At 36.6% G+C, this 23,087-nt stretch carries 19 protein-coding genes and 1 tRNA gene; 8 read left to right on the top strand and 12 right to left on the bottom strand.

The genetic code is table 11. The features are described 5' to 3' along the window. Positions 1 to 241: 241 nt before the first annotated feature. The gene (gene rpsF, locus IQ247_RS00240) at positions 242 to 595 is read right to left on the bottom strand and encodes a 30S ribosomal protein S6 (protein WP_193915537.1); all 354 of its coding nucleotides are present in this window, start codon (positions 593 to 595) and stop codon (positions 242 to 244) included. A 73-nt stretch (positions 596 to 668) separates the two neighbouring features. Beyond that, entirely contained in the window at positions 669 to 965 is a 297-nt protein-coding gene (locus IQ247_RS00235) for a hypothetical protein (RefSeq protein ID WP_193915534.1), read from the bottom strand. A 197-nt stretch (positions 966 to 1,162) separates the two neighbouring features. Between IQ247_RS00235 and IQ247_RS00230 the strand changes: the two genes are divergently transcribed. Further along, positions 1,163 to 1,939, top strand: a complete 777-nt coding sequence (locus IQ247_RS00230; protein ID WP_193915530.1) for a fumarylacetoacetate hydrolase family protein — start codon at positions 1,163 to 1,165, stop codon at positions 1,937 to 1,939. Positions 1,940 to 1,986: 47 nt separating this feature from the next. Here IQ247_RS00230 and IQ247_RS00225 read toward each other — a convergent pair whose 3' ends face one another. After that, on the bottom strand, positions 1,987 to 2,463 hold the full coding sequence (locus IQ247_RS00225; RefSeq protein ID WP_193915525.1) for a Tic20 family protein: 477 nt from the start codon (positions 2,461 to 2,463) through the stop codon (positions 1,987 to 1,989). A gap of 91 nt (positions 2,464 to 2,554) precedes the next feature. Next, a complete protein-coding gene (locus IQ247_RS00220; protein ID WP_193915520.1) occupies positions 2,555 to 2,752 on the bottom strand; it encodes a hypothetical protein in 198 nt (65 codons plus the stop codon). Between the two features lie 557 nt (positions 2,753 to 3,309). On the opposite strand from IQ247_RS00220, the gene glyA reads away from it, so the two are divergent. From glyA to IQ247_RS00200, 4 genes are all read left to right on the top strand, one after another. Then, positions 3,310 to 4,593, top strand: a complete 1,284-nt coding sequence (glyA, locus tag IQ247_RS00215; protein WP_193915515.1) for a serine hydroxymethyltransferase — start codon at positions 3,310 to 3,312, stop codon at positions 4,591 to 4,593. A gap of 373 nt (positions 4,594 to 4,966) precedes the next feature. Continuing rightward, a complete protein-coding gene (pds, locus tag IQ247_RS00210) occupies positions 4,967 to 6,406 on the top strand; it encodes a 15-cis-phytoene desaturase (protein WP_193915512.1) in 1,440 nt (479 codons plus the stop codon). After that, positions 6,390 to 7,322, top strand: coding sequence for a 15-cis-phytoene synthase CrtB (crtB, locus tag IQ247_RS00205; RefSeq protein ID WP_193915509.1), 933 nt, complete (start codon positions 6,390 to 6,392; stop codon positions 7,320 to 7,322). The genes pds and crtB overlap by 17 nt, the downstream gene beginning before the upstream one ends. Positions 7,323 to 7,453: 131 nt before the next feature. Continuing rightward, positions 7,454 to 7,542 (top strand) — tRNA-Ser (locus tag IQ247_RS00200). A gap of 115 nt (positions 7,543 to 7,657) precedes the next feature. Here the strand turns inward: IQ247_RS00200 and IQ247_RS00195 are convergent. After that, entirely contained in the window at positions 7,658 to 8,503 is an 846-nt protein-coding gene (locus IQ247_RS00195) for a hypothetical protein (RefSeq protein ID WP_193915506.1), read from the bottom strand. A 995-nt stretch (positions 8,504 to 9,498) separates the two neighbouring features. Between IQ247_RS00195 and IQ247_RS00190 the strand changes: the two genes are divergently transcribed. After that, positions 9,499 to 10,350, top strand: coding sequence for a WecB/TagA/CpsF family glycosyltransferase (locus tag IQ247_RS00190; protein WP_193915503.1), 852 nt, complete (start codon positions 9,499 to 9,501; stop codon positions 10,348 to 10,350). 136 nt (positions 10,351 to 10,486) lie between these two features. Here the strand turns inward: IQ247_RS00190 and IQ247_RS00185 are convergent, their stop codons facing one another. From IQ247_RS00185 to IQ247_RS00165, 5 genes are all read right to left on the bottom strand, one after another. After that, entirely contained in the window at positions 10,487 to 11,677 is a 1,191-nt protein-coding gene (locus IQ247_RS00185) for a glycosyltransferase family protein (RefSeq protein ID WP_193915500.1), read from the bottom strand. Positions 11,678 to 11,754: 77 nt separating this feature from the next. After that, the gene (locus tag IQ247_RS00180; RefSeq protein WP_228059355.1) at positions 11,755 to 12,930 is read right to left on the bottom strand and encodes a glycoside hydrolase family 5 protein; all 1,176 of its coding nucleotides are present in this window, start codon (positions 12,928 to 12,930) and stop codon (positions 11,755 to 11,757) included. A gap of 100 nt (positions 12,931 to 13,030) precedes the next feature. After that, positions 13,031 to 14,182: a glycosyltransferase gene (locus tag IQ247_RS00175; RefSeq protein WP_193915494.1), complete on the bottom strand. Its 1,152-nt coding sequence runs from the start codon at positions 14,180 to 14,182 to the stop codon at positions 13,031 to 13,033. A gap of 31 nt (positions 14,183 to 14,213) precedes the next feature. Further along, positions 14,214 to 15,404, bottom strand: a complete 1,191-nt coding sequence (locus tag IQ247_RS00170) for a glycosyltransferase (RefSeq protein WP_228059354.1) — start codon at positions 15,402 to 15,404, stop codon at positions 14,214 to 14,216. A gap of 10 nt (positions 15,405 to 15,414) precedes the next feature. Then, positions 15,415 to 16,737, bottom strand: coding sequence for an O-antigen ligase family protein (locus tag IQ247_RS00165; RefSeq protein WP_193915489.1), 1,323 nt, complete (start codon positions 16,735 to 16,737; stop codon positions 15,415 to 15,417). 690 nt (positions 16,738 to 17,427) lie between these two features. Between IQ247_RS00165 and IQ247_RS00160 the strand changes: the two genes are divergently transcribed. Both IQ247_RS00160 and IQ247_RS00155 read left to right on the top strand, forming a co-directional pair. Continuing rightward, the gene (locus IQ247_RS00160; RefSeq protein ID WP_193915487.1) at positions 17,428 to 19,755 is read left to right on the top strand and encodes a GumC family protein; all 2,328 of its coding nucleotides are present in this window, start codon (positions 17,428 to 17,430) and stop codon (positions 19,753 to 19,755) included. Positions 19,756 to 19,809: 54 nt separating this feature from the next. Then, entirely contained in the window at positions 19,810 to 21,156 is a 1,347-nt protein-coding gene (locus IQ247_RS00155) for a lipopolysaccharide biosynthesis protein (RefSeq protein WP_193915485.1), read from the top strand. Between the two features lie 158 nt (positions 21,157 to 21,314). On the opposite strand, the gene IQ247_RS00150 is transcribed toward IQ247_RS00155, so the two are convergent. Together IQ247_RS00150 and IQ247_RS00145 are read right to left on the bottom strand one after the other, a co-directional pair. Then, positions 21,315 to 21,938: a Uma2 family endonuclease gene (locus IQ247_RS00150; RefSeq protein WP_193915483.1), complete on the bottom strand. Its 624-nt coding sequence runs from the start codon at positions 21,936 to 21,938 to the stop codon at positions 21,315 to 21,317. Positions 21,939 to 22,131: 193 nt separating this feature from the next. After that, positions 22,132 to 23,073: a serine hydrolase gene (locus IQ247_RS00145; RefSeq protein WP_193915481.1), complete on the bottom strand. Its 942-nt coding sequence runs from the start codon at positions 23,071 to 23,073 to the stop codon at positions 22,132 to 22,134. Between the last annotated feature and the right edge of the window lie 14 nt (positions 23,074 to 23,087).

The following is a 23,087-nucleotide window of genomic DNA, read 5'->3' as shown; positions in this document are numbered from 1 at the left end:
TTTTTTTACTTTTTTCACAGATTAAATTTTGGATATGGTTGATTGAGATAATTTTATCCAAAATACCTATTACCAAAATTTAATCTTGTGTCAAACAGCAATGAGAGCCTCAGTTTCCGTCTTGTATTGCCTAAACCAACGGACAATACGCCGCTGTGTAAACAATTATATCAACAAGCCGCTCATGACCGGACGGAGATTTAAACCCATATTTCCGGTAAAATTTGCACTGAGAAGATAATTATCTTTCTTGAGCGATAGCCGCAATCGAGACTTCTTCTGTGGGTGTTTCCTGCTCTACTGTTTGTTGTTTTTGCTTGATAGTCAAATAACGAATTACTTCTTCGCTCAAGCGCATTGCACGCTCCATAGGAGCAATCGCATCACCGTTAGCAGTGTAGTTCATCTGCACGTACACACCATCCCGATGCTTGTTAATCTCATAAGCTAAACGACGCTTACCACGATTTTGAATTTGGAGATTTTCAGCACCATTCTCTTTGAGTAAGTTCTCGTATTTAGAAATATTCTGCTCTACTTGCTCGTCGATCAAGTCTGGGCGCAAAATATACATTGTCTCGTAATATGTAGCCATTTGTTGTAGTCTCCTTTTGGACATTTGGCTGCTAATTTCAAACAAAGCTGCTCAGTAGAATAAATTACAATACTCAAGCAAACAAACATTTGAAGCAGCAAGGAATTATAATCTTACCAGTTTTTGATTTTGATTGACGAACCTTTAAAAATCTGACTTGTAAGTCAGTAGGGAGTAGGGAGTAGTGACAAAAACGCTTACATTCATGGCGATGAAAAAAAATTTTCATGTTGAGTGCCTTGTGTCCGTAGTAGCTTAAATCGACAAAAATCCAATCAAACCAATGTTTATTCAGGTCTTTGGCAAAAGTCGCCGTTACTCCGCCGATTCTCGGCGGGCAGAAAGGCGATCGGCGGCGTTCCCCGGTCATTTTTTTTTTCAGAAGAATAATTTAAAAATAAGTTATTCGCGATCGCAAAATTTTAAGGAAGATAGAACATGACTTATGGAATTGGTTCCCACTTCGGGTGAGGAGGAGCATTAGCTCAACTTTAAAAACAGAAACGTACACCCGAAGAACGTGCAAACAACCTGACAAAAGATATTCAAAAGGAAGTAATTAAGCTTATGGCACAGCGCTATGTGCGGGTTCAAAATGCTGACGGTATAATCTACTATGGTTTACTACAACTCGACCTTAACGTCCAATTACTCGATGCTCCACCTTGGTTAGAGGGTCAGCCAACTAATTTAAAATTAGCACCAGATAGCTACCAAATTTTAGCTCCTTGCTCTCCTTCTAAAATTATCGCGGTGGGCAAGAATTATGCAGACCATGCGGCGGAAATGGGTACAAGCGTACCAAAAGAACCACTAATTTTTTTGAAGCCTCCGACTTGTGTTATTCCTTCAGAAGCTGAAATTGAGTATCCCGCTGCTAGCCAACGGGTAGATTATGAAGGAGAACTAGCGCTAATTATTGGCAAATTAGCGACTAAATGCACCCCTCAGACTGCTCAAACCAAAATTTGGGGTTATACCATTGCCAATGATGTCACAGCAAGAGATTTACAAAAATCTGATGGACAATGGACTCGTGCTAAAGGTTTCGATACTTTTTGTCCTTTAGGTCCGTGGATTGTCAGAGAATTAAGCCCTGGTGCGAGATTACAAACTTTTTTAAATGATGATCCAACTCCCGTTCAATCTGCTTGTATCGACCAAATGGTATTCTCTCCGGAGACTATAGTTGCTTACATAACTCAGGTAATGACCCTACTACCGGGAGACATCATACTTACGGGTACACCTTTGGGAGTTGGTCCATTACATTTTGGCGATCGCGTGCGGGTAGAAATCGAAGGTATTGGTCGTTTGGAAAATACTGTAACAGCGAGCAAATAAATACTTAGTCAAATATATTTAATGCATTTGTGTTTAAAGGTACTTGTTTAACGTACCTGCATATGAACTGCATCACTAATTGCGGGAATTTCTGCGTAACGACCCATGATAGTTTGGGCAACGGAATATACAACAGCTACGACTAAGGCAATAAATATAGTGTTAGCAAGAGTTTCTATTGCAAAGTCAGCACCCGGAACTGGACTTAAAATACGTATTAGAAGACCGCATAAAGATAGAACAATGCTTAAAAGAATAGCCTGCATTGTATTGAAGCGGATAAAACGGTTGATTTTCTCATTTCGCACTACCAACAAGAATAAAGCGAAGAAGATAATGAGTCCAGCAAGAGGGAAGCTATTATAAATTCCTACCACAGGTAAAATTGGGATGAAAATTACACCCAAAGCCGGAAATTGCCTTAATAAGAAGCCACCAAAAGTGATTCCTTCAACTAAAGGAAGCAAATAAGGTAAACAACCAAAAATTTTATCTTTAACAGTTATAGACCCGCGCCAAGTCATGCTGCGTTCTCCTATAGTTAATTTAACTGACCTTATGAACCTAGAATAACGCAGTCACTTGGTTTTTGGCTTGGTTTTTATTTAAATTACACTATTCTATATTGGCAATCTGAAAGCCCATCATGCATTCGTACCAATCTGGTTTTTCTCCAGTAATTTTACTGATAGCTTGCCCACACCCTAATTTACCGTTATACCAACGAGGCTGACCGCTTTTGTCGGCAAGTACGCAAGATTGGCAAACTTTTTTCGGGGCAATAACTTGCTCTTTGATTAAAATTACTAACATTTTACCACCCGTTTAAATGAGTTTTAATAGTGACTCACATTTATCTGAAGACGAATAAACAAACAGAGAAAGAAAAAACCTTGTCTGAACTAAATTTTTAGATATCCACGATTTCAGATAAATGTGAATACAGCTTATCGCTCAGCAATCGATATTAAGTAAATTTGATTTGATTTAATTTGATTTTATACGTTGAATATGAAAATATTGCAGATTTTTAGTAAAAAGTAATACATAATTTTTTTAGACCTTAGACCTTACCCGCATTTCTCACAAACAACAAGGAATTTGGAGTGAGTAGTGGAAAAATCAATCCATCACTCAACGCTTACCACTTACTTGTGACAAATCCAGGCTTAAGCTGCTACGCATTTAATTTGTATTGGAGTAGCGGGGTAACAGCCCGCACTACAAGAGTTTGATATTATCGTCTTATACAATTTAGCTGCACATTAGCTTAGTAAACCTTTGACCTTTAACTGCTCACACTCAACAGAAAAAGAGATAAAATCTTCTTCTGTGCGATGGCATAAATTTTCACGGGAAAGATAACTCAAGTGACTAAAACTAATTCAGATTTCCTTGCTTCTTCCGACCCTACAGTGGCAGAGTTAATTAATGGCGAACTAAAACGTCAACAAGACCACTTAGAATTGATTGCTTCAGAAAACTTTACCTCTGCTGCCGTATTGGCTGCTCAAGGTTCGGTACTGACGAATAAATACGCTGAGGGATTACCAGGCAAGCGTTACTATGGCGGTTGTGAAGTAATCGATAAAATTGAGCAAATAGCCATCGACCGCGCTAAACAGCTATTTGGCGCTGCTCACGCAAATGTCCAACCTCATTCTGGAGCGCAAGCTAATTTTGCGGTATTTCTAACGCTATTGGAACCAGGTGATAAAATCATGGGGATGGATTTGTCCCACGGTGGACATCTAACTCACGGTTCGCCGGTAAATGTTTCTGGTAAGTGGTTCGAGGTTTGTCATTACGGCGTTAATCAAGAAACAGAACAGCTAGACTACGAACAAATTCGCGAGCTGGCGCTAAGGGAGCGTCCAAAGCTCTTGATTTGTGGTTATTCAGCTTATCCCCGGATTATTGATTTTGAAAAATTCCGCAGTATTGCCTCGGAAATTGGTGCTTACTTGTTGGCGGATATTGCTCATATTGCCGGTTTAGTAGCTGCTGGACTTCATCCCAACCCGATTCCTTATTGTGATGTGGTAACTACAACTACCCATAAAACGTTACGTGGTCCCAGGGGTGGTTTAATTTTAACTCGCGACCCCCAAATGGGTAAAAAGTTTGATAAATCAGTTTTCCCTGGTACTCAAGGGGGACCTTTAGAACACGTAATAGCTGGTAAAGCAGTAGCGTTTGGGGAAGCTCTCAAGCCAGAATTTAAAGATTATTCAGCGGCTGTAATTGAAAATGCCCGTGCTTTAGCCAATCAGTTACAAAATAGAGACTTAAAAATTGTCTCTAACGGTACAGAAAACCATCTCATGCTCGTAGATTTACGGTGTATTGCCATGACGGGTAAGACGGCAGACCAATTAGTTAGTGGTGTGAATATCACTGCGAATAAAAATACAGTTCCCTTTGACCCAGAATCACCCTTTGTTACCAGTGGTTTGAGATTGGGTACGCCTGCAATGACAACGCGAGGAATGGGAGTAGCAGAATTTACAGAGATTGGTAATATAATTGCCGACCGTTTGTTAAATCCTGATTCTCAAGAGGTTGCTGAAGATTGTTTGCGAAGGGTTGCTGATTTATGCCAAAGTTTCCCTTTGTATGAACATCTTACGGTTCCCGTACCGGCTTTGGCATAGATATAAATATAGAAAATTGATGGTAACTACTCCACCACATTAATTCTGCGGGGTTGTAGAGACGCGAAATTTCGCGTCTCTAGATAGTTTTGGGGATAAATGAACCCGTCAGAATAAATCAAAAAGACCACTACGTCTTAATTTAATTTGAAATTTGAAAATCCATTGTAAGTGAAGGCAGTCCAGATAATTCTTTTTTTTACCACTAAGTCTGTTCCCGTTTGCCAAAACTTTGGCAGGGGAAAACAGCAAATAAGGGCGATCGCCAAGCAAAATTTGGCAAAACCATAAGATCAGAAATGCAAAATGTAACGGAATGCAAAGTATAATGAAAACTACGAAATGTTGAAAAATATTAAATAAAGTTTGGTAAATGCGAGTAGCTATCGCCGGAGCAGGCTTGGCAGGGCTTTCCTGTGCCAAATATCTAATCGATCAAGGTCATACTCCCGTAGTCTTGGAAAGCCGAGACGTATTGGGTGGTTTAGTAGCAGCGTGGAAAGATAATGACGGCGACTGGTATGAAACTGGGCTGCACGTATTTTTTGGGGCTTATCCCAATATGTTGCAATTATTAAAAGAACTCGGTATTGAAGACCGTTTGCAGTGGAAAAAACACACAATGATCTTCAACCAACCGGAAAAGCCAGGTACTTACAGTCGCTTTGATTTTCCGAATTTGCCAGCACCGTTAAATGGAATTGTGGCAATTCTGAGAAATAACGATATGTTGACCTGGGGTGAAAAAATTGAGTTAGCCAAAGGATTAGTTCCGGCTATGCTCCGGGGTCAGAAGTATGTTGATTCCACAGATAAATATACTTTTTCTGAATGGCTCAAGCTTCAAGGAGTGAGCGAGGAAGTACAGCAAGATATTTTTATTGCTGCTTCTAAATCGTTAAATTTTATTAATCCTGATGAAATATCAGCCGTTGTGCTGTTGACCGCTCTCAATCGGTTTCTCAGGCAAAAAGACGGCTCAAAGATGGCTTTTTTAGATGGATCTCCTACCGAACGTCTTTGTCAACCACTGGTAGATTATATTCAAGCTGGTGGTGGACAAGTAAAGATAAATGCGCCTTTGAAAGAAATCTTGCTTAACCCAGATGGTAGCGTCAAAGGATTTCTGATGCGCGGTTTGCATGGAGCATCGGACTATATCGAAACCGCCGATGCTTATGTTTCAGCAATGCCGGTTGATGTGATGAAAGTCATGCTACCAGAACCTTGGAAGGATATAGAATGCTTCCAAAAGCTGGATGGATTAGAAGGTGTGCCGGTGATTAATATCCAATTATGGTTTGACCGTAAACTTACAGATATTGACCAATTATTATTTTCGCGATCGCCACTTTTGAGCGTTTACGCTGACATGAGCAATACTTGTCGCGAATATAGTGACCCAAACCGTTCTATGCTGGAATTAGTTCTTGCACCGGCCGAAGATTGGATTAATAAATCTGATGCGGAAATATTGCAAGTAACTCTTGCCGAATTGTCCAAACTGTTTCCTCAGCACTTCGGCTCGTCCGAACCAGCAAAGTTACTGAAACACCATGTGGTAAAAACACCGCGCTCAGTTTACAGAGCGATTCCTGGTCGTCAGGAGTACCGTCCAGAGCAAGTTACTCCCATCTCTAACTTTTTCTTGAGTGGAAGCTACACCATGCAACCATTTTTAGGAAGTATGGAAGGAGCAGTACTTTCTGGTAAACTAACAGCGCTCGGTGTGAATAAATCATTTTCAGTAAAGAGTTCTTCCAGCGTGCAAATGCCTTCCATCCAGCCTGCAACGAATGCTGCAACTGTCTGATTCCCCCCCATGCATGAAAACGTCGGTCTCTGTAGATGAGTCCTACCAAATTTGTCGGCAAATCACAGCAAAGTATGCCAAAACTTTTTATTTAGGCACTTTGTTGATGAATCCAGCAAAGCGACGCGCAATTTGGGCAATTTACGCCTGGTGTCGTCGTACTGATGAATTGGTGGACGGTCCTGGTGCTGCTATGACCACTCCCGAAACTCTAGATTTATGGGAGCAGCATCTCGAATCCATTTTTGCTCAACACCCCCAAGAAAATGTTGATGTAGCTCTTTCGGATACATTAAAGCGCTATCCCATGGATATTCAACCCTTTCGGGATATGATTTCCGGTCAGCGTATGGATTTGTACCGCAGTCGTTACTCCACTTTTGACGATTTATATCTTTACTGTTATCGCGTAGCCGGTACTGTAGGTTTAATGTCAACAGCGGTGATGGGAGTAGACCCTGAGCAAAATACTGCTGCTTGGAACCGTGATAAGCAGCTTTATATTCCCTATGAAGAAGCAATCTCTTTAGGAATAGCATCTCAACTCACCAACATTCTTCGCGATGTCGGTGAAGATGCTCAAAGAGGGCGAATTTATATTCCCACAGAAGATTTAGCCCGGTTTAATTACACTGAGGAAGATTTACTTAAAGGTATAGTAGATGATAGGTGGCGTTCCTTGATGAAATGTCAAATTCAACGAGCGCGGCAATTTTACGCCCAAGCAGAGAAAGGTATTAGTTACCTCTCTCCCGATGCTCGTTTACCAGTTTGGGCGGCTTTAACTCATTACAGTCGCATCTTAAGCGTTATTGAGCGCAATGACTACGATGTGTTCAATCAACGAGCCTACGTACCACAGTGGAAAAAAATCGGAACTCTGCCCTTTGCTTGGTTGCGATCGCAAATATCTTAGGTATAAAGAACATCAACGCACTGGGATATCAAGTTTATCCTAGTGTGTATACAATTTTTTTATTTAAATTTTTTTAATTTAAATATTGACTTGTTCTTTGTTATCTGCTAATATTCATATTTGTTAGACCGGGAGAGATGGCTGAGTGGTCGAAAGCGGCAGATTGCTAATCTGTTGTACGATTAAGGTCGTACCGAGGGTTCGAATCCCTCTCTCTCCGTTTCTAAATTTGAATTATTCAAATTAGTTTCTAAATTAAGCAAATACAACAATGGTGCGTTTAAACTAAAGTTTAAACGCACCATTGTTGTTATGTTATGACTATCGAGTGGTTTTTAAAAACCTCTGAAGTTATAACCAACTCCCACAGAAAGACCAAGGTCAGTTTCATTAAAAAATGCTGCATTAACAGCGGCTGTAGCGGTAAATTTATCTGATAACGGTACGTCTACACCACCAGAAATTAAGAACGATAATTGTGAATCATTTCCAGTTGCTAAAGCTAAACCGGCTCCAACATAAGGAGCAAAAGGTAATCTTTCACGGAAAGGATCTGTTACTTGCTCGAAAGAAAAATCATAGGTAACGGGAACTAAGATTACAGTATCATTACCAAGAACGATTGACGGACGCACTGACAAAATATCTGTCAATCCAAGTTTACTGATAACCATAAAGTTACCATCCCCTAAAGCAGAATCACCACCCAAACCAATATTTCCGGCAATACCGACATAGCTCGAACCACCACGGGTAGAACCACCAAAATCAATATCTGCTTGGGCTAAATCTGAAGAAGCGGGTATAGATGGTTTTAGATTTGCTTGTGGATATTGTAAATTTGTTTCTTGATACTGACGAGCAAGTTCCGCAGATGAAGTTGCTGTTGTTCCAGGAAAGGGTGCGGCATTTTGAGGTATTTGGTTATCCGTATTAGATGTTACTAATTCGGGATTAGCTGATAAATTTGATTCTTCAGAACTTCCATCCGAAAAGCTGGGACTGAAATATTCAACATCCGCGCTTTCCTTTTCAGAAGCAACTTGGTTGATCGATGGTACTGAAGAACCATCAGCAGCGTCATCTACTATTTGAGCAGAGACAGACAATGCACCACTTAATAATGTAAGGGTTGCCAACGACAGCGAAAAAACGCTTTTACGAACAAAGATGGTATTCACGTCCACTCCTAAAACAATATAGCCATTTAAATATTGACTAGCTTATTTCTAATCTATTTTTGGCGATATTGAACATTTAACATCAAAAAAAATACAGCTACATCCATAATTAGGGAGAATTTATGTAAATTGACCACATTTAAAGTCTTTGTAATATCCTTAGTTAAACGGTTGACAAAAATATAATATACATATATAAAAATCTATTTTTCATAGAAAGCGCTCCGCAATCAACTCTTCGGTTGCTAAATTACACTGCACTTTTGACCGAGCGAAAAGTTATTGAGAGGTTACTTTTTAGGTTATGGTCATATTTTCATGAAGATTTTTTGATTTCATCTAAGGGATTGATCAAATATTTTGAAAATGCAATTTACAGAAATAAGTCAAAACCGTGCATGAGTTTTTTTGTCGCAATTATAGTGAAAATAATTTAATTAATTATTTATATAAAAATCATATAAATCCTTGATTTTTTACATAAAAAATAAAAATTTTAATTATCATAATCATTTTTTTTATATCAACAGGAATCTTTAGTAAATATATTTATTTTTGATAAAAAATAAGTAAAGTTGCAATTTAAAGCAAGAGTTTTATGGTATTTTTATTTAATACTAATATCAGCTTTTTGAAAAATCTTTATGCTATTTGAGTCGTGTTTTTATCAGCATAAAATAAGCATAAATTACCAAAAATAAGCTAATTACATTTTGATTTTTTAAGGCTATACAAATCAACCTAATTAGTATTTGTGTTTGTGTATGATTAGTGTAAAAAAAATAAATTTTGATGGAAATAATTTAAACTTAATTTGACGCACCGTGCAATTTAATTGACTGAAAAAATGATTTTATGTTTTCTGTTACAGAGGTACTATATTTTTTTACTTTTGGAATTAAAGTTATAAAAATGGTATTGCTTCTCAACTCTCTTGAGCAATACCTTCAATATTAAAAATATAAAACTAGTTATTAGAGTTACTAAAAACTATCATGAACAGAGTTAAGATTTTGAACTTGGAAATAGATAATTGGTCAATAGAAGAATTACTTGATAACTTAAAATCAGGAGTAATATTCACGCCAAATGTAGACCATATCATTAAACTTCAAAGAGACCCGGAATTTTTTAGAGCTTATAGCCTTGGAGATTATAAAATTTGTGATAGTCAAATACTCATCTACGCATCTAAATTTTTAGGAACACCAATTAAACAAAAAATATCTGGTTCTGATTTATTTCCGGCTTTTTGTAATTATCATAAAAACAATGAAGAGATTAAAATATTTTTATTAGGTGCTGCTCAAGGTGTGGCATATCGCGCACAAAAAAAAATTAATCATAAAGTAGGAAGAAAGATTGTTGTTAACACTTATTCTCCACCTTTTGGTTTTGAGAAAGATGAAGCCGAATGTCAAAAAATAGTAGATATAATTAATAATTCAGATGCTACGGTATTAGTGATAGGGTTAGGTGCGCCAAAACAAGAAAAATGGTTGTACAACTATAAGGATAAATTAAAATCTATCAAAATATTTATGGCATTAGGAGCAACTATTGATTTTGAAGCAGGAAATGTCAAAAGAGCGCCAAAATGGATGAGTGAAATCGGATTAGAATGGTTATTTAGATTGTTGTGTGAACCAAAAAGATTATGGAAAAGATATTTATTAGATGATATTCCTTTTTTGTTCTTAATTTTGAAACAAAAACTTAATTTGTATATAAAGAAAGATGCTGAGAATAGCCAAACATTTTTACTCCTATTCCGTTCTAAGATTACCTATCTCTTTTTACCTCTTTCCTCTGCGCTCTCTGCGTCTCTGCGGTTTTTTAATCGGTAATCTTCTGCCCGGAAGGGAGTAAGTAAGAAGTCGGGTTTTTAGTAAAAACCCGACTTCTATTATTTTAATGACATACTGAGGTAATAAAAGAGTTCTATTTTTTAGCAAAGATGATATAAAAACTTAATAAGTAAATTTATGCTATCGAAATAATTTCAGCTAAATTCTGCAAATAAGCTTTTCTAACTAACATTTGAGGTGTGCTATTAAGTCCGACTTTACTTAAAATTTCTTCCCAACGATATACCCAATCATGCCTCAATAATGAGTTAATTAGATTTTGTTTTCGTATCTTTTGCAATCTTTCCGGTTGTGCATCTAATTCGGCAATGATATTTACTAATTCAGTAGTTTTATAAGGTACCTCAATTACAGCATCAGACCAATCAAAATGTGTATTATAAGCTTCACAAACTGGTGGTGTTCCAATCATTACTGCTCCTGCTGCGGCTCCTTCAAAAAAGCGGGAACCTAATTCTTCTTGTCCCCCTGTTTGATTACCGCTATCAAATTTTGCTTTATTGGCAATAAAATAACGACTTCTTTTAATTAAATTACTATATAAAATTCGATGTTCTTGATAATTCCTCATTTCTAAACCTTTAAGAGAATCGTATAGATAAAGGAAGTTTTCTCGTTCGGTTAGCTCTAGTAAAGATTTATGTGTGATTTCTGAACGACGACCAATACTATAAACATCGATATGTCTTTGAGGAAGCTGTGGATAAGGACAGAACTTTACAGCATCGACGGCATAAGGCAAACTATAACAAGGACGTTTAACTAACTGACTTATAGCATCAACACTTTTGCTCTGAGTGGTAAATATATAATCAAAATCTTTTGCTAATTTTAAGCAAAGTGCAGTTTTGGGATTTTCAAGTTCCTTTGCCCAAATTTCATCTATCCATAATACTGCTTTTTTACATTTGTCGCGCCATCCTTTTATGGCATTAATACAGGTCATATCCCAAAAATGTTGACAAATAAAGAATAATAAATCATATTCTTTATCGATGATTAATTCTTTACAACCGGAGTGTAATAATTTGCTTTGACCTAAAGTTGAACCTGCACAGTTAGCCGCTTTTTTTATGATTTTAGATTTAAAATTAGATACATATACTGGTGAGATTAAATCGGCATAATCAAAATTAGTAATTACATCTTCAAATTCGTATTCCGCAGAACGAAAAGCTTCGGAATGAAAACCTCGCATTGATATTATTAAAACACGGGTTTGTTGATGAGAATTAATATAGTTATTTGGGATATTAGAGTTAAACTTTGATTGGAAATCCAGTTTTTGCTTGATAGTTTCTAACATAATTACAATATTTATTACAAGATTTTGTTAATCTATACAATGTGTTTATTGGCATCTATGAATTGAAGAATTTGATATTAAGATAGTAGCTTACTTAAAAGTGCTTGTTTTGGAGCATTTACTGTTTGCCAGTCATTTTGTAATATGCCTCCAGTACCTTTACTATTAGGATTCCAGCACCAATAAGCGAAACTCAAATTATTCCGTTTAATGTAATCTACAAACTTTTGTTGCCAGATACCTTCTTTAGATTTACTGTCAACATAATATCCACCAAATTCGCCAACAAAAATGGGAGCGATGCGTTTTGTGGCAATATAGTGAAATCCGATTTCCCAACGTTGATAAAGATTGCTGGGAAATGCTGCATCTTGAAACCAGGAGACTTTTGCACCACCGTATTCGTGAGGAGAATAAACCAGTTTGTGAGGTTTTTTCAGATGTATGGGATATTCCCGAACACCTTCTAAATTTGCACCCCAAAAGTAGCCATGCTGTCGTTGATTGGGTACATTTTTTTCCACTCCTTCTACTACAATCAACCAGTTAGGATTTACCTGAAGAATCTTATTTCCAGCATTTTGTGCAGCTAAGCGCCAATCTGTTGAAGTATAATCAGTTCCCCAACTAGCACTACCATGGGGTTCGTTTTTCAAATCTGCACCGATAATATTGGGTTGATTTTTATAGCGGTTTGCTAAAAGAATCCAAGTGTCTACCCAATCTTTTTCTGTAAAACCATCTCCATACCATAATTCTGAAATATGTCCATCTTTAAGACAGTGACTATCTAATAAAATCAGCAATCCCTGTTTTCCCGCTTCTTGGATAATTAAATCCATCACTTCTAGAGGAGTTTTGCCATAAAATTCTGCATTGGCACCAATAGAAAAATCTATACCAGTAACCTGAGAAGATTGCAGTGCTTCCACTGAATAGGGTAAGCGAATTAAGTTATAACCCAAACTTTTAATATGACGAAGCATTTGTTTGTAGTCTCTTACCCATAAACCATGAGGAGCGTGGGTTTCAACTTCCATCCCAAACCAATTAATACCGCGCAGGGACACTACTTTACCAGTACTATCAACTATATGAGAACTTCGTGTAGAAAAGGGAGGCACAATGGTAGTAGCTGCGACAGAAGTATTACCTTTAAATGTCCCGATTAATTGAAAAAAGCCAAAACTTAAACTTATACACAACCATCCAAGTATGAAGCCGGTTAGGATATGTTTTGTAGTTCTTCTCAAGTTTGGGCTTGTTTTAGGAATATTAAATAGTCTCCATATACTCTGTTTAAAACTATTGAAGATACTACGGATAACAGGTGAGTTAAGCAGCATAATTATTTTACATAGAAATGATTGTACTCTTTACACTGTCATAGAAATGTTCTCGGCGCAGCACAGACCATGTAAGTCTGTTATCAAGCAGTTTTTCCTGTTCTGCTTTTTTAAACGCTAATAACTGCATTAAACTACGGGCAAAACTTTTTGGATCATCGGCTATTTTGATAGCAGAGGGATAGGTTGAAATACCGCGCATGGCTACATTTGTAGCTACTATGGGGCTTCCAGAAGCAATAGCATCCAAAGTTTTGATTTGAATTCCACCGCCACTAACAGAAGGAATCGCAATCACTTTTGCTAATCCCATAAATGCTTGTGCATCAGTTACAAATCCGCAATATTTGACATTGGGATATCGTTCGATTAACCATTTTGCACCAGAGCCAGCAACATGAATTGATATATTTGTCGGTAAATGAGGATAAACCGCTTGGAAAAACCACTCTAAACCAGACTTGTTAGCTTTCCATGTCCAGCTACCGATGATTCCAATATCGCAGTTTTTGGTTGCTGAATTTTTTGATGGTATTGTCCAGCTAGAAGGTAGATGAAACACTTTACTACTTTTATTTTGGGTATAAAAGTAATTAGAATCATCAGATGTTAAAGTCCATACTTGTTTTGAGGAAGCAGCTAAGTTGTCTTCCATTCTTTTTATCAGACGAGCTTCTCTTTTGTATATGTATTTTGAAACATATTTTTTAGCCGCTTTTAATTGTGTTTCGTAAAGTTGATGTTCTACATTGTGAGCAATAAATATAATTTGGGATTTTTGACCTAATAAAGGTAATAACCAACCTAATTGAGCATGGTCGATAATGATAATGTCATAGTCATTGACCTGTAAAATATCTTTGATTTTTGTCAAATATTTTTGAGAATAATATTTTGCTGCTGAGTAAGGAAGCTGTTGACCTAGGCTTAAAGCCATCCACAAAAATGGATGATATTTTGATTTTTCTGTTTCTATATATCGTTGTTCAACTACAATTTCATGACTATTTTCAGAATTGATATCATTTGGGCGCTGATAACCGACAACAAATACTTCATGTCCGGAGTATTTTAAAGCGTTAATAAAACATTGAGATGCGATTTCACCACCAGTTTTTTTCCCACTGGGAAGAACGGTTGTTAAATACAAAATTTTCATTGATTGAGTAAACTAAAAATATAGGAAAAATTTAGATTAATGATTTAATATCCGATACGACTTCATGTATAACTTGATTTCCAAATAGTGATTCAAGTACTTTTTCCTCGATATAACTTTTTTGAACATTGCATAGTAAATTAACAATTGCTGCTGCAAAAGATTGTGTATCTGAAGCAATTTTGAAATACTGTTTAACTGAAAGAGGTAAACCCGCTATTCCTTGGGGTGTAGAGACAATGGGTTTACGAGCCATTAACATTTCTAAGGATTTAATACTAACTCCACTACCTGTTAAAACGGGATTAATTAATACTCTTCCAGAATGATAAATTTCTTTGGAGGATGATGGATTAATGCTTAAATCTACACCATCGATATTTTCACATAGCTGCCTAATTTTATTTATCGGTTTCGCTCCAGCGATTAAAACTTTTACATTCGATAATTGAGAACGAATTTCAGGCAGAACTTGAGTTAAGAACCAAATAATACCAGCTACATTATTATTAGAATATAGATTACCTAAAAACACAACTTCATATTGAGAATAATGATGATTATTTTGGTAATTATTATCTAGGTTTTGAGACTTATTGAATTCTATTAAAGGAGGTAAATAACGTCCATTTTTAAATCCATGAGACTTCCAGAATTTTAAATCTTCTGGGGAAATGTCATAGAATAAAAGACTATTGTTTAATAAGGATTTTTCATATTGTTCTAAATGAGAAACTGATAAATATCTTTTAATTTTACTTGTGCCAATTGCAGAATGAAATAATCTTTGATAATACAGATGTTCAATGTTATGACAGCGAGTAACTATCGGTATATTAAAATATTGACTTAGTTGAGATGCAACATCTCCACCATGAATACCATCTAACCAAACAATATGAGGTTTAAAAGCACGAACTTGAGAGATTAAATCATTTAATTTTTGCCCCCTAACAAGTCTAGAAGTAACTTCTAAAGGATAGCGAAATAAATTGAAAATTCTGCTAGCTTTAGCACATAAATTATATTGAAATGGAATAAAATAAGCAGAATTAACATATTTTTTGATTTCGGCTATTTCGCCATAATCGGGAACTCGATCAAACCAGCATATCAGTTGTAGCTCAACGCCAATTTGAGCAAAAGCTTTTATTCTGCGCCACATATCTATCCGTCCGCCGTGAATAGCAGGATAAGGGATATCATGACATACTAAAGTCATCTTCATATTGTTAGTTATTTTCGGGAAATGTTTTTATATTTATCCATTGTTCTTCTATTAAAGAAGAATTATTGTATTGATAAGTTTTGGCAAGAGAATACTCAATAGCAAGGGAAAAAACAGTAGAAACATAGACTATCCAAAAAATACTATTAGTTTCTACAAGGGTGCTTTCACTGATGTTGTACATCACTAAGAAAGTTAAATATATCAAAGGCCAAATACCCTCTATACATTTGGTAATTCGCAACCACATTACTCCTCGGAAATAAGTAGTAATAAAGCTCAATAAAAATACCGATAAGCCTGCAATACCTAATTCTGCAAATAAATCCATAAAGCCGTTATGTCCGTAAGGACATTCCCAGGCAAGAGTACGCCAAAGATAAGCTGTAATTTCACTGTTCCAATCCCTCCAGACAGCATTAAATCCATAGCCTAACCAAGGACGTTCTCTGATTAAATCAAACATTGCACTCCATATATCGGTGCGTCCGGTTAGAGTTAAATCTTTACCTAATGCATCGGCGACAACTGGTAAATTATCTAGCAATAATGTAGATATGCTGCCAACTGTCAGTATTAGTGCAATTATCAAAGGTATTAATTGGTTGTAATTACTTCGCCAACTTCTATAAAGAAACAAAATAACTGTTAGAGATAGAAAAACAACTAAAGAGGACTTGGAAGTTGAAAGTACGATTAAAGCGATGGAAAGAATATAGCCAGCCCAGGGAATCCAGCGATATTTAATATTACGAATGGGATTACTCATCGCAACAAATAAAAACACCATGCTACTGAAAACCATTAATCGACCCAAAATATTTTTATGAGTCATGATTCCCCGCCAAGCACCTGCATGAATTCCTCCTTCTTGGACTGTCATTAAGCCATATTTTGGTAGCGCAATGGCAAATATAAAGCTGAGTACAATTACTATTCCCAAAGCTGCTGCTAATAGTTGTAATTGTTCTCTTAAAGTGAAACGCATTGCCATGTATACAGCAAATACACTTGTTCCTAACAGCAATCCGCTACGTCTTGGAGTCACATCCGGTGCGAAAGTCCATAAGATTGAGGCTATAACAATTCCTAAAAATAGCCATATCCAAATATCTTTTTGTGCAACACGAACAAAATTTTTCTGATGCGCTGCTATTAACAAGAAAGTTATTGTATAGATTGCCGTAAAGAATTTAGGACTGTAGGGGTCACTACTTATTCCCCCACTACTTCCACCTTCTATAAGTACAGGTATCAAGGCACTTGTAGAAAGAAAAAGAGTAAATACAACGAATATCTTTTCGGTTAGCTTTGGTAACTTTGGCATACCGAATATATTTCCTAATATATAATTTTTCTATGAATAAAAATACCTAAAATTTCCAGGTATTGTTAAACTTCATACTTTTTTAAGTGAATTAATTAATGAAGTTTTTTAATTAATGAATCAATTCGCTGATTTTGTCAATAGATGATTTTGATTTTATCTAAAGGTTTAAATTATGTTTAATCACTTCATCTATTTTCTAAATATCAAGTTTTAAAAAGCTGATAAACTATGCAAAATATGATTTATAGAGTTCGGTGCAAAGAGAACATTTTATATATACTGAATATATTATTGAAATCATTATGCGTGTTTTTACTCTTTTTAACAATGTTAATAAACCAAGATTTTACTTAATCTTCATCAGCTAGTCCGATTTCAGTAAAGTTTTGATTAATTCAGAAAAATATATTCAGCCTATCGCTCTATTATTAAGTTTCAAACAAGATATGTCCTAGCCTGTCAGAGAAATTATTGAGATGTAGTAATATGCAAATACCTTAAAGCGAAACATCTCAATTTAATTACTGTATTAATACAATGCTATGGACGCTGCCGAAAATCAGTAATACGTGAAAAATAACCATAGTCAGTATTTAAATTATCTTTACTAACAGGTTAGCAACACAATATTTACAATTGCGTTATCTACCGAAAACGTATATTAAATTGTTTGAAATGGGATTTTGAATGGAAACACAAATGCCAATCACAGAAGAAGATTTGCAGTCTCTAAGTAAAACTGATTCTTTATCTAGAGAGCCATATTGGTTATTAAAAAGACCGGAAAATTTGGAAGAAGAAAACATTCCTTTTGGTCGCATTTTCTCAACTTTGCGTCGTCGAGCAGCTTTAATTGCTAGCGTCGCTGTCATCGCAACCACCGGAGCAGCTTACTGGAGTTCCACTCGTACTCATTCCTATGAAGGCAAATTTCAATTACTAGTTGAACCTTTAAGAAATTCTGAAAGCGAACTGCTAGTTTTACTGTCTCAAACTCTTCAGCAAGATGTAAATAAAATTACAAGAGACAATACTACGGCTTTAGATTATCAGGCTTTGGTAGAGGTTTTAAAAAGCCCGAAAATTATCGAACCTGTAGTTGAGGAAATACAGGCTAAATATCCCGGAGTTACCTACGGCAAATTGGCTGGTGGTAGCAGTTCTGGGAAAGTTCCTAGCGCAGTTAAGGATGGTACTTTACACATTAGCCGACTTTCTCAAGGTGAAATTGAATCCAGAGTCATTGAAATTCGCTACAAGGATTCCAATCCTGATAAAGTTCTCTATGTGTTAGATAAAGTTTCTCAAGCTTATCGAAAATACAGTCTCGAACAAGAACAAACGAATTTACGTCAAGGAATCAAATTCGTCGAACAGCAGATTCCCAAGTTGCGCTTACGAGTCAATACACTCCAAGGACAAATGCAGCTTTTTCAGCAGAATTACAATTTATTTAATCCTGAACTTCAAGGAGAACAATTACTTAACAGAGTCGATCAATTGCAAGCAAGCAAAATAGAAGCGTCAAAAAAACTCGCAGAAACCAAATCGCTTTATGCTTCCTTACAAAAACAGTTGGGAATGTCTCAAAATACCGCGATCGCAGCTTCAGCTTTAAGTGAATCACCGCAGTATCAACAGATACTCAAACGAGTTCGAGATATAGAAGCGGAAATTGCCACCGAGTCGGTACGTCTAAGTGATGCCAATCCGGTAATGCAGTCTCTGAGGGAACGACGAGGCAAACTCATACCTTTATTAAAGCGGGAAGCACAATTGGCTTTGGGTTCCAATGTATCCGAAGAATTACTGAATCCCCAGGTAGGAGTTTATCAAAATTCCGTTCGTCGGCAACTGATCCAGACAATGGCTGAAGCTGCAAACCAAATTCAGTTATTAGAAGCAAGCTTGAAAGCTACCGATGATGCTTTAATCGGATTAAATCAACAAATTAAGCAATATCCCGTAGTTAGTGGTAGATATGCCAATTTGCAACGAGAATTACAAGTTGCTAGCGATACTCTCAAGCAGCTTTTAGGTAAACAAGAAGCACTACGGGTAGATGCTGCTCAGCAAGAAGTTCCTTGGGAATTAATTATGCCTCCAAGGCTACCCCAAGATAAAAATGGTAACGCGATCGCAGATAATTCTAAAGGTAAACTCGATATTATTTTAGGAGGAGTTGCAGGTTTACTATTAGGTGTTTTAGTTGCTTTTCTTTTAGAGAATGCTCAGAATGTTTTCCACGATTCTCAAGAAGTGAAACGAAGCGCGAAATTACCTTTATTAGTCACGATTCCTTACTTAAAAGAAATCAAACAATTAACTCCTACTGAACAAGAACTAGTTTATACCCTCGAAACCGAAGAACGCTGGCTTCTACAAAATGGTGGTGGTAGAAATCAACAGCACAAAACTTCTCCTTATACACAAGCTTTTTACTCTTTGTATACCAGAATCCAAGCTTTTCGAGAGCAAACTAAGATTTGTTCGCTAATTGTGACATCAGCTACTCCAGGAGAAGGTAAATCTACTGTAGCGACAACTTTGGCAAAAACAGCCGCAGAAGCTGGTTTACGGGTGTTGTTAGTGGATGCTAATTTGCAAAATCCTCAAGTACATCACAGTTTGGGTTTGGTAAATACCCAGGGATTAAGCGAAATACTTTCCCAAGGTTTAGATTTAAATGATGCAATTGGACAATCTTATGAAGAAGAAAATTTATTTGTAATCACCGCAGGAGAGATACCTCGCAATCCTGCAAAGCTGTTTTCTTCACCGAGAATGCAAAATTTTGTCAAGCGATCACAAGCTGATTTCGATTTAGTAGTGTACGACACTCCCCATATTTTGGGACGTTTAGATACCAGTATTTTAACGACTCATGCCGATGGAATTTTGATGGTTGTAGGACTAGGTAAAACTGTTCGTCCCTCACTTTCAACAGCATTGGATGAATTGAAAGCTGGACGTAATCGGATTTTAGGTTTAGTTACTAATACCTTGGAATCCTGATTAATCGGTTAAAGCCGATACATCAAAATTAAATAACTTCCGACTAAACAAATTGTGAATTCCTTAAACCCAATTACCAGGTATATTAAGAAAAAAGTATCTAGCCAGTTCATTCGTAATCTTGGCTGGCTGGGTATGGCTGAGATATTTTATAGAGTCTTACGTTTAGGATTAGTAGTCATCATCGCCAGGTATTTAACTCGCTATGATTACGGTTTGGGAGCGATTATTCTGGCGGTGCGAGAGTTTGCAATTACTTTTGCTGATGTTGGTATCGGTGCAAAGATTATCCAAGCTGATGAGAAAGAACTTCCGCAGTTATGTAGTTCTGCTTTTTGGTTAAACTGGTTGATTTTTGCCAGTTTATTCATGATTCAAGCTATTGCTGCATTTCCTATTGCTTGGTTTTATCAAAGTAAAGAGATTATTTTTCCCATTATTATTACTGGAATAGCTTATTTAATTTGGCCGATTCACGGTATTCAAAAAACTTTAATTCAAAGAGAAAATCGGTTTAAAGTCATCGCATTTACCAATGTAGTTCAATACTCTATTTCGGGAATATTGACGGCAATCTTCGCCGTTATGGGTATGGGAGTATGGGCTTTTGCACTGCCGGTTGTGATAGTTGCTCCCTTAGAAATTATCATATATTACAAATATCATTCCTGGCGACCTCGTGAAGGATTTACAACAGTATATTGGGATGAAATATTAAATTTTGGCAAACATATTCTCGGTGTGGGATTGCTGAAAACTTTGAGAAATAATTTAGATTATTTAATAGTTGGACGTTTTGTCGGGATTGAAGAATTAGGAATCTACTTTTTTGGTTTTAATGCTGGTTTAGGAATCAGTTTAAGTATCATTAATGCCATTAGTTCGGTAATGTTACCTCATTTATGTTCAGCACGTACAGAATGGCTGGAATTCCAACATCGTTATTTCCACAGTCTCAGAACTATTGCTTTGATCATTATTCCTTTTGTATTGTTTCAAGCTAGTTTAGCTCCTATTTATGTTCCCATTGTTTTTGGTCAACAGTGGATAAGTGCCATCCCAATTTTAATATTAATTTGTTTATCAGCGATTCCCAGGCCTTTTGCAGATGCAGCATCTCAATTATTAGTAGCTGTGGGAAAACCTCACTTAGATTTACGATGGAATGTCATGTTTACCAGTTTATTTACTCTCTTCTTATTTATGGGAGTTAATATTTCAATTATTGCCAATACTTTTTTAGATTTCGATACTGTTGATAGTTTGACATTAATATTAGGAAAAAACTGGAAAGTTATCGGCATAGCTTTATCTGTTCTGTTAGTTCACGCGATTTTTTTGCCGTTTTTTACCATATGGGCTACAGGTTATGTGTTTCCCAAGAAATTACATAAATTTTAAGATGGGACTTTTAGTATATTTTTATGCTTTTTAACAAAATAAAAACCCGTTTTTTAAGTATTAATACTATTTTATTTTGCGTGTAGTAATTAAAAATACTAAAAACTGGAGATTGAGCGCGATCGCGATTACTCGCTTCTCTTACTGATAAAAAAACCCTACAGTGCTGAGTCGAAAATCTGCTGTGCAGTCAGGTTTAATTGTGGAAAACACCGAGAAATTATCGGATTATTTCCTCGAAATAAAGTTTTGACATATTCCCCCTCCACTAAATGACAAACAAAAATAGCAGGTTGTTTGGGGTTGCCAATAAAATCTCGTCCTCCTAAGCCAGCGTAATCGACAATCCAATATTCAGAAATGCCCATTTTTTCATAATCAGCAAACTTTTTATAATAATCATCACGCCAATTTTGACTAACGACTTCGATTACTAAAGGAATTGATTCTGGTTGCTCGACGGTAGAATATTTTTCCCACAACTGTTCATTTTTTAAATTGCTGCGGTTGATCAAAAGTATATCGGGACAGTAAGCAAAATCAGATTCTCCATCAGAAAAAGCGACTAATGCCGTTTTCGGAATATTGTATGGAAGATTTAACCGAGTAAATTCAATACCAATTTGCAAACCTAAAAAACCCGTGACATTTTCATGTTTGCCAGAAGGTTGAGCCATTTGAATAATTATTCCATTATGTAGTTCATAGCGATTTCCATCCGGCTTTTGATCCAAAAATTCTTGAATGGTTAATAGTTGTTGTTTTGACAATGCTTGAATCATACTAATTCCTCAAATTCTCTACAAACTTTATTACTACGTTCAAATTTAATCGTAGCGTCACACACCCTACCGGCTGGGAGTGGGGAATTAGGAATTAGGAGTTAAGAGTTAGTACCACCGGAGTTAGGAATTAGAAGTTAAGAGTTGACAGTTAACAGTTTATTTCCCCCCATCCCCCCATCCCCCCATCCTCTTACTGCATACTACAAACAGCTGACCTAAACTGTTGAGAAACAAATGGTAAAATTTCTCTACTTTTAGCGTTTGATTTCCCTTCCGTAAATACCACTAATAAATAAGGACGCTTATCCGGTATTTCAATATAAGCTGCATCGTGACGAACTGAGGAAGTCCAACCGGCTTTTGACCAAATTTTTGCTTCTACAGGAAGACTACCACCTGAAAAACCTGTGATTTGGTCTTCTTCTACATCTTGTGGTAACTCTTCGGGGTTCAAACTGCGCTTCATGATATTCATCATTTCTTGAGAACGACTTGCACTAACTGCAACCCCACCCACAATCCCGTGCAATAATCTGGCGATCGCATTAGTAGTTAACATATTACGATTTTCTAAAAATTGTCCGTAAAAGGCTCGTTCCCGTCCGTAGGGACCATCACCCCAAGTTTTTTGACAAACATTTACTGTCTGTAATTCTTCCCATCCCAAAGACTGTAAATAGCGGTTGACAATATGACGCTGTTGTTTCCAAGTTTCAAATGGTCCGGGTGATAATTCTGGTCCCGAAGTAGTCCCCGTTAATACATCTACAATCAAGCTCGTAGCATCGTTACTCGAATCCACAATCATATCCCGTATGGCTCGCTGTAGCTCTGGGGAATCTTCTACCATACCTTTTTCTAGCCATTCATGTATCGCTAGCAAATAAAATAATTTGACTACAGAGGCCGGATAAATTGTTTCGACACCCCGATAAGTAAAACCACGAACTGGATGATTCCAAAAAGCATCTGGAGTTAAAGCACCACCCGTATTTACAGATACCGGCGGGTCGTAGATAATCCAAGTTACAGCAATTTGGTTACGAGCTAACGTAGGAAATTCAGCCCAAGTAGCTTCTAATATACTATTACCAAGTGTTTCAAGTTGTTCGTCGCGGTTAAAGAAAAACATCGTTACCGTCCGAT

The organism is Plectonema cf. radiosum LEGE 06105 (assembly GCF_015207665.1).
Classification (GTDB): Bacteria; Cyanobacteriota; Cyanobacteriia; order Cyanobacteriales; family Nostocaceae; genus Rivularia; species Rivularia radiosa_A.
This window is presented reverse-complemented; position numbering and strand designations above follow the sequence as displayed.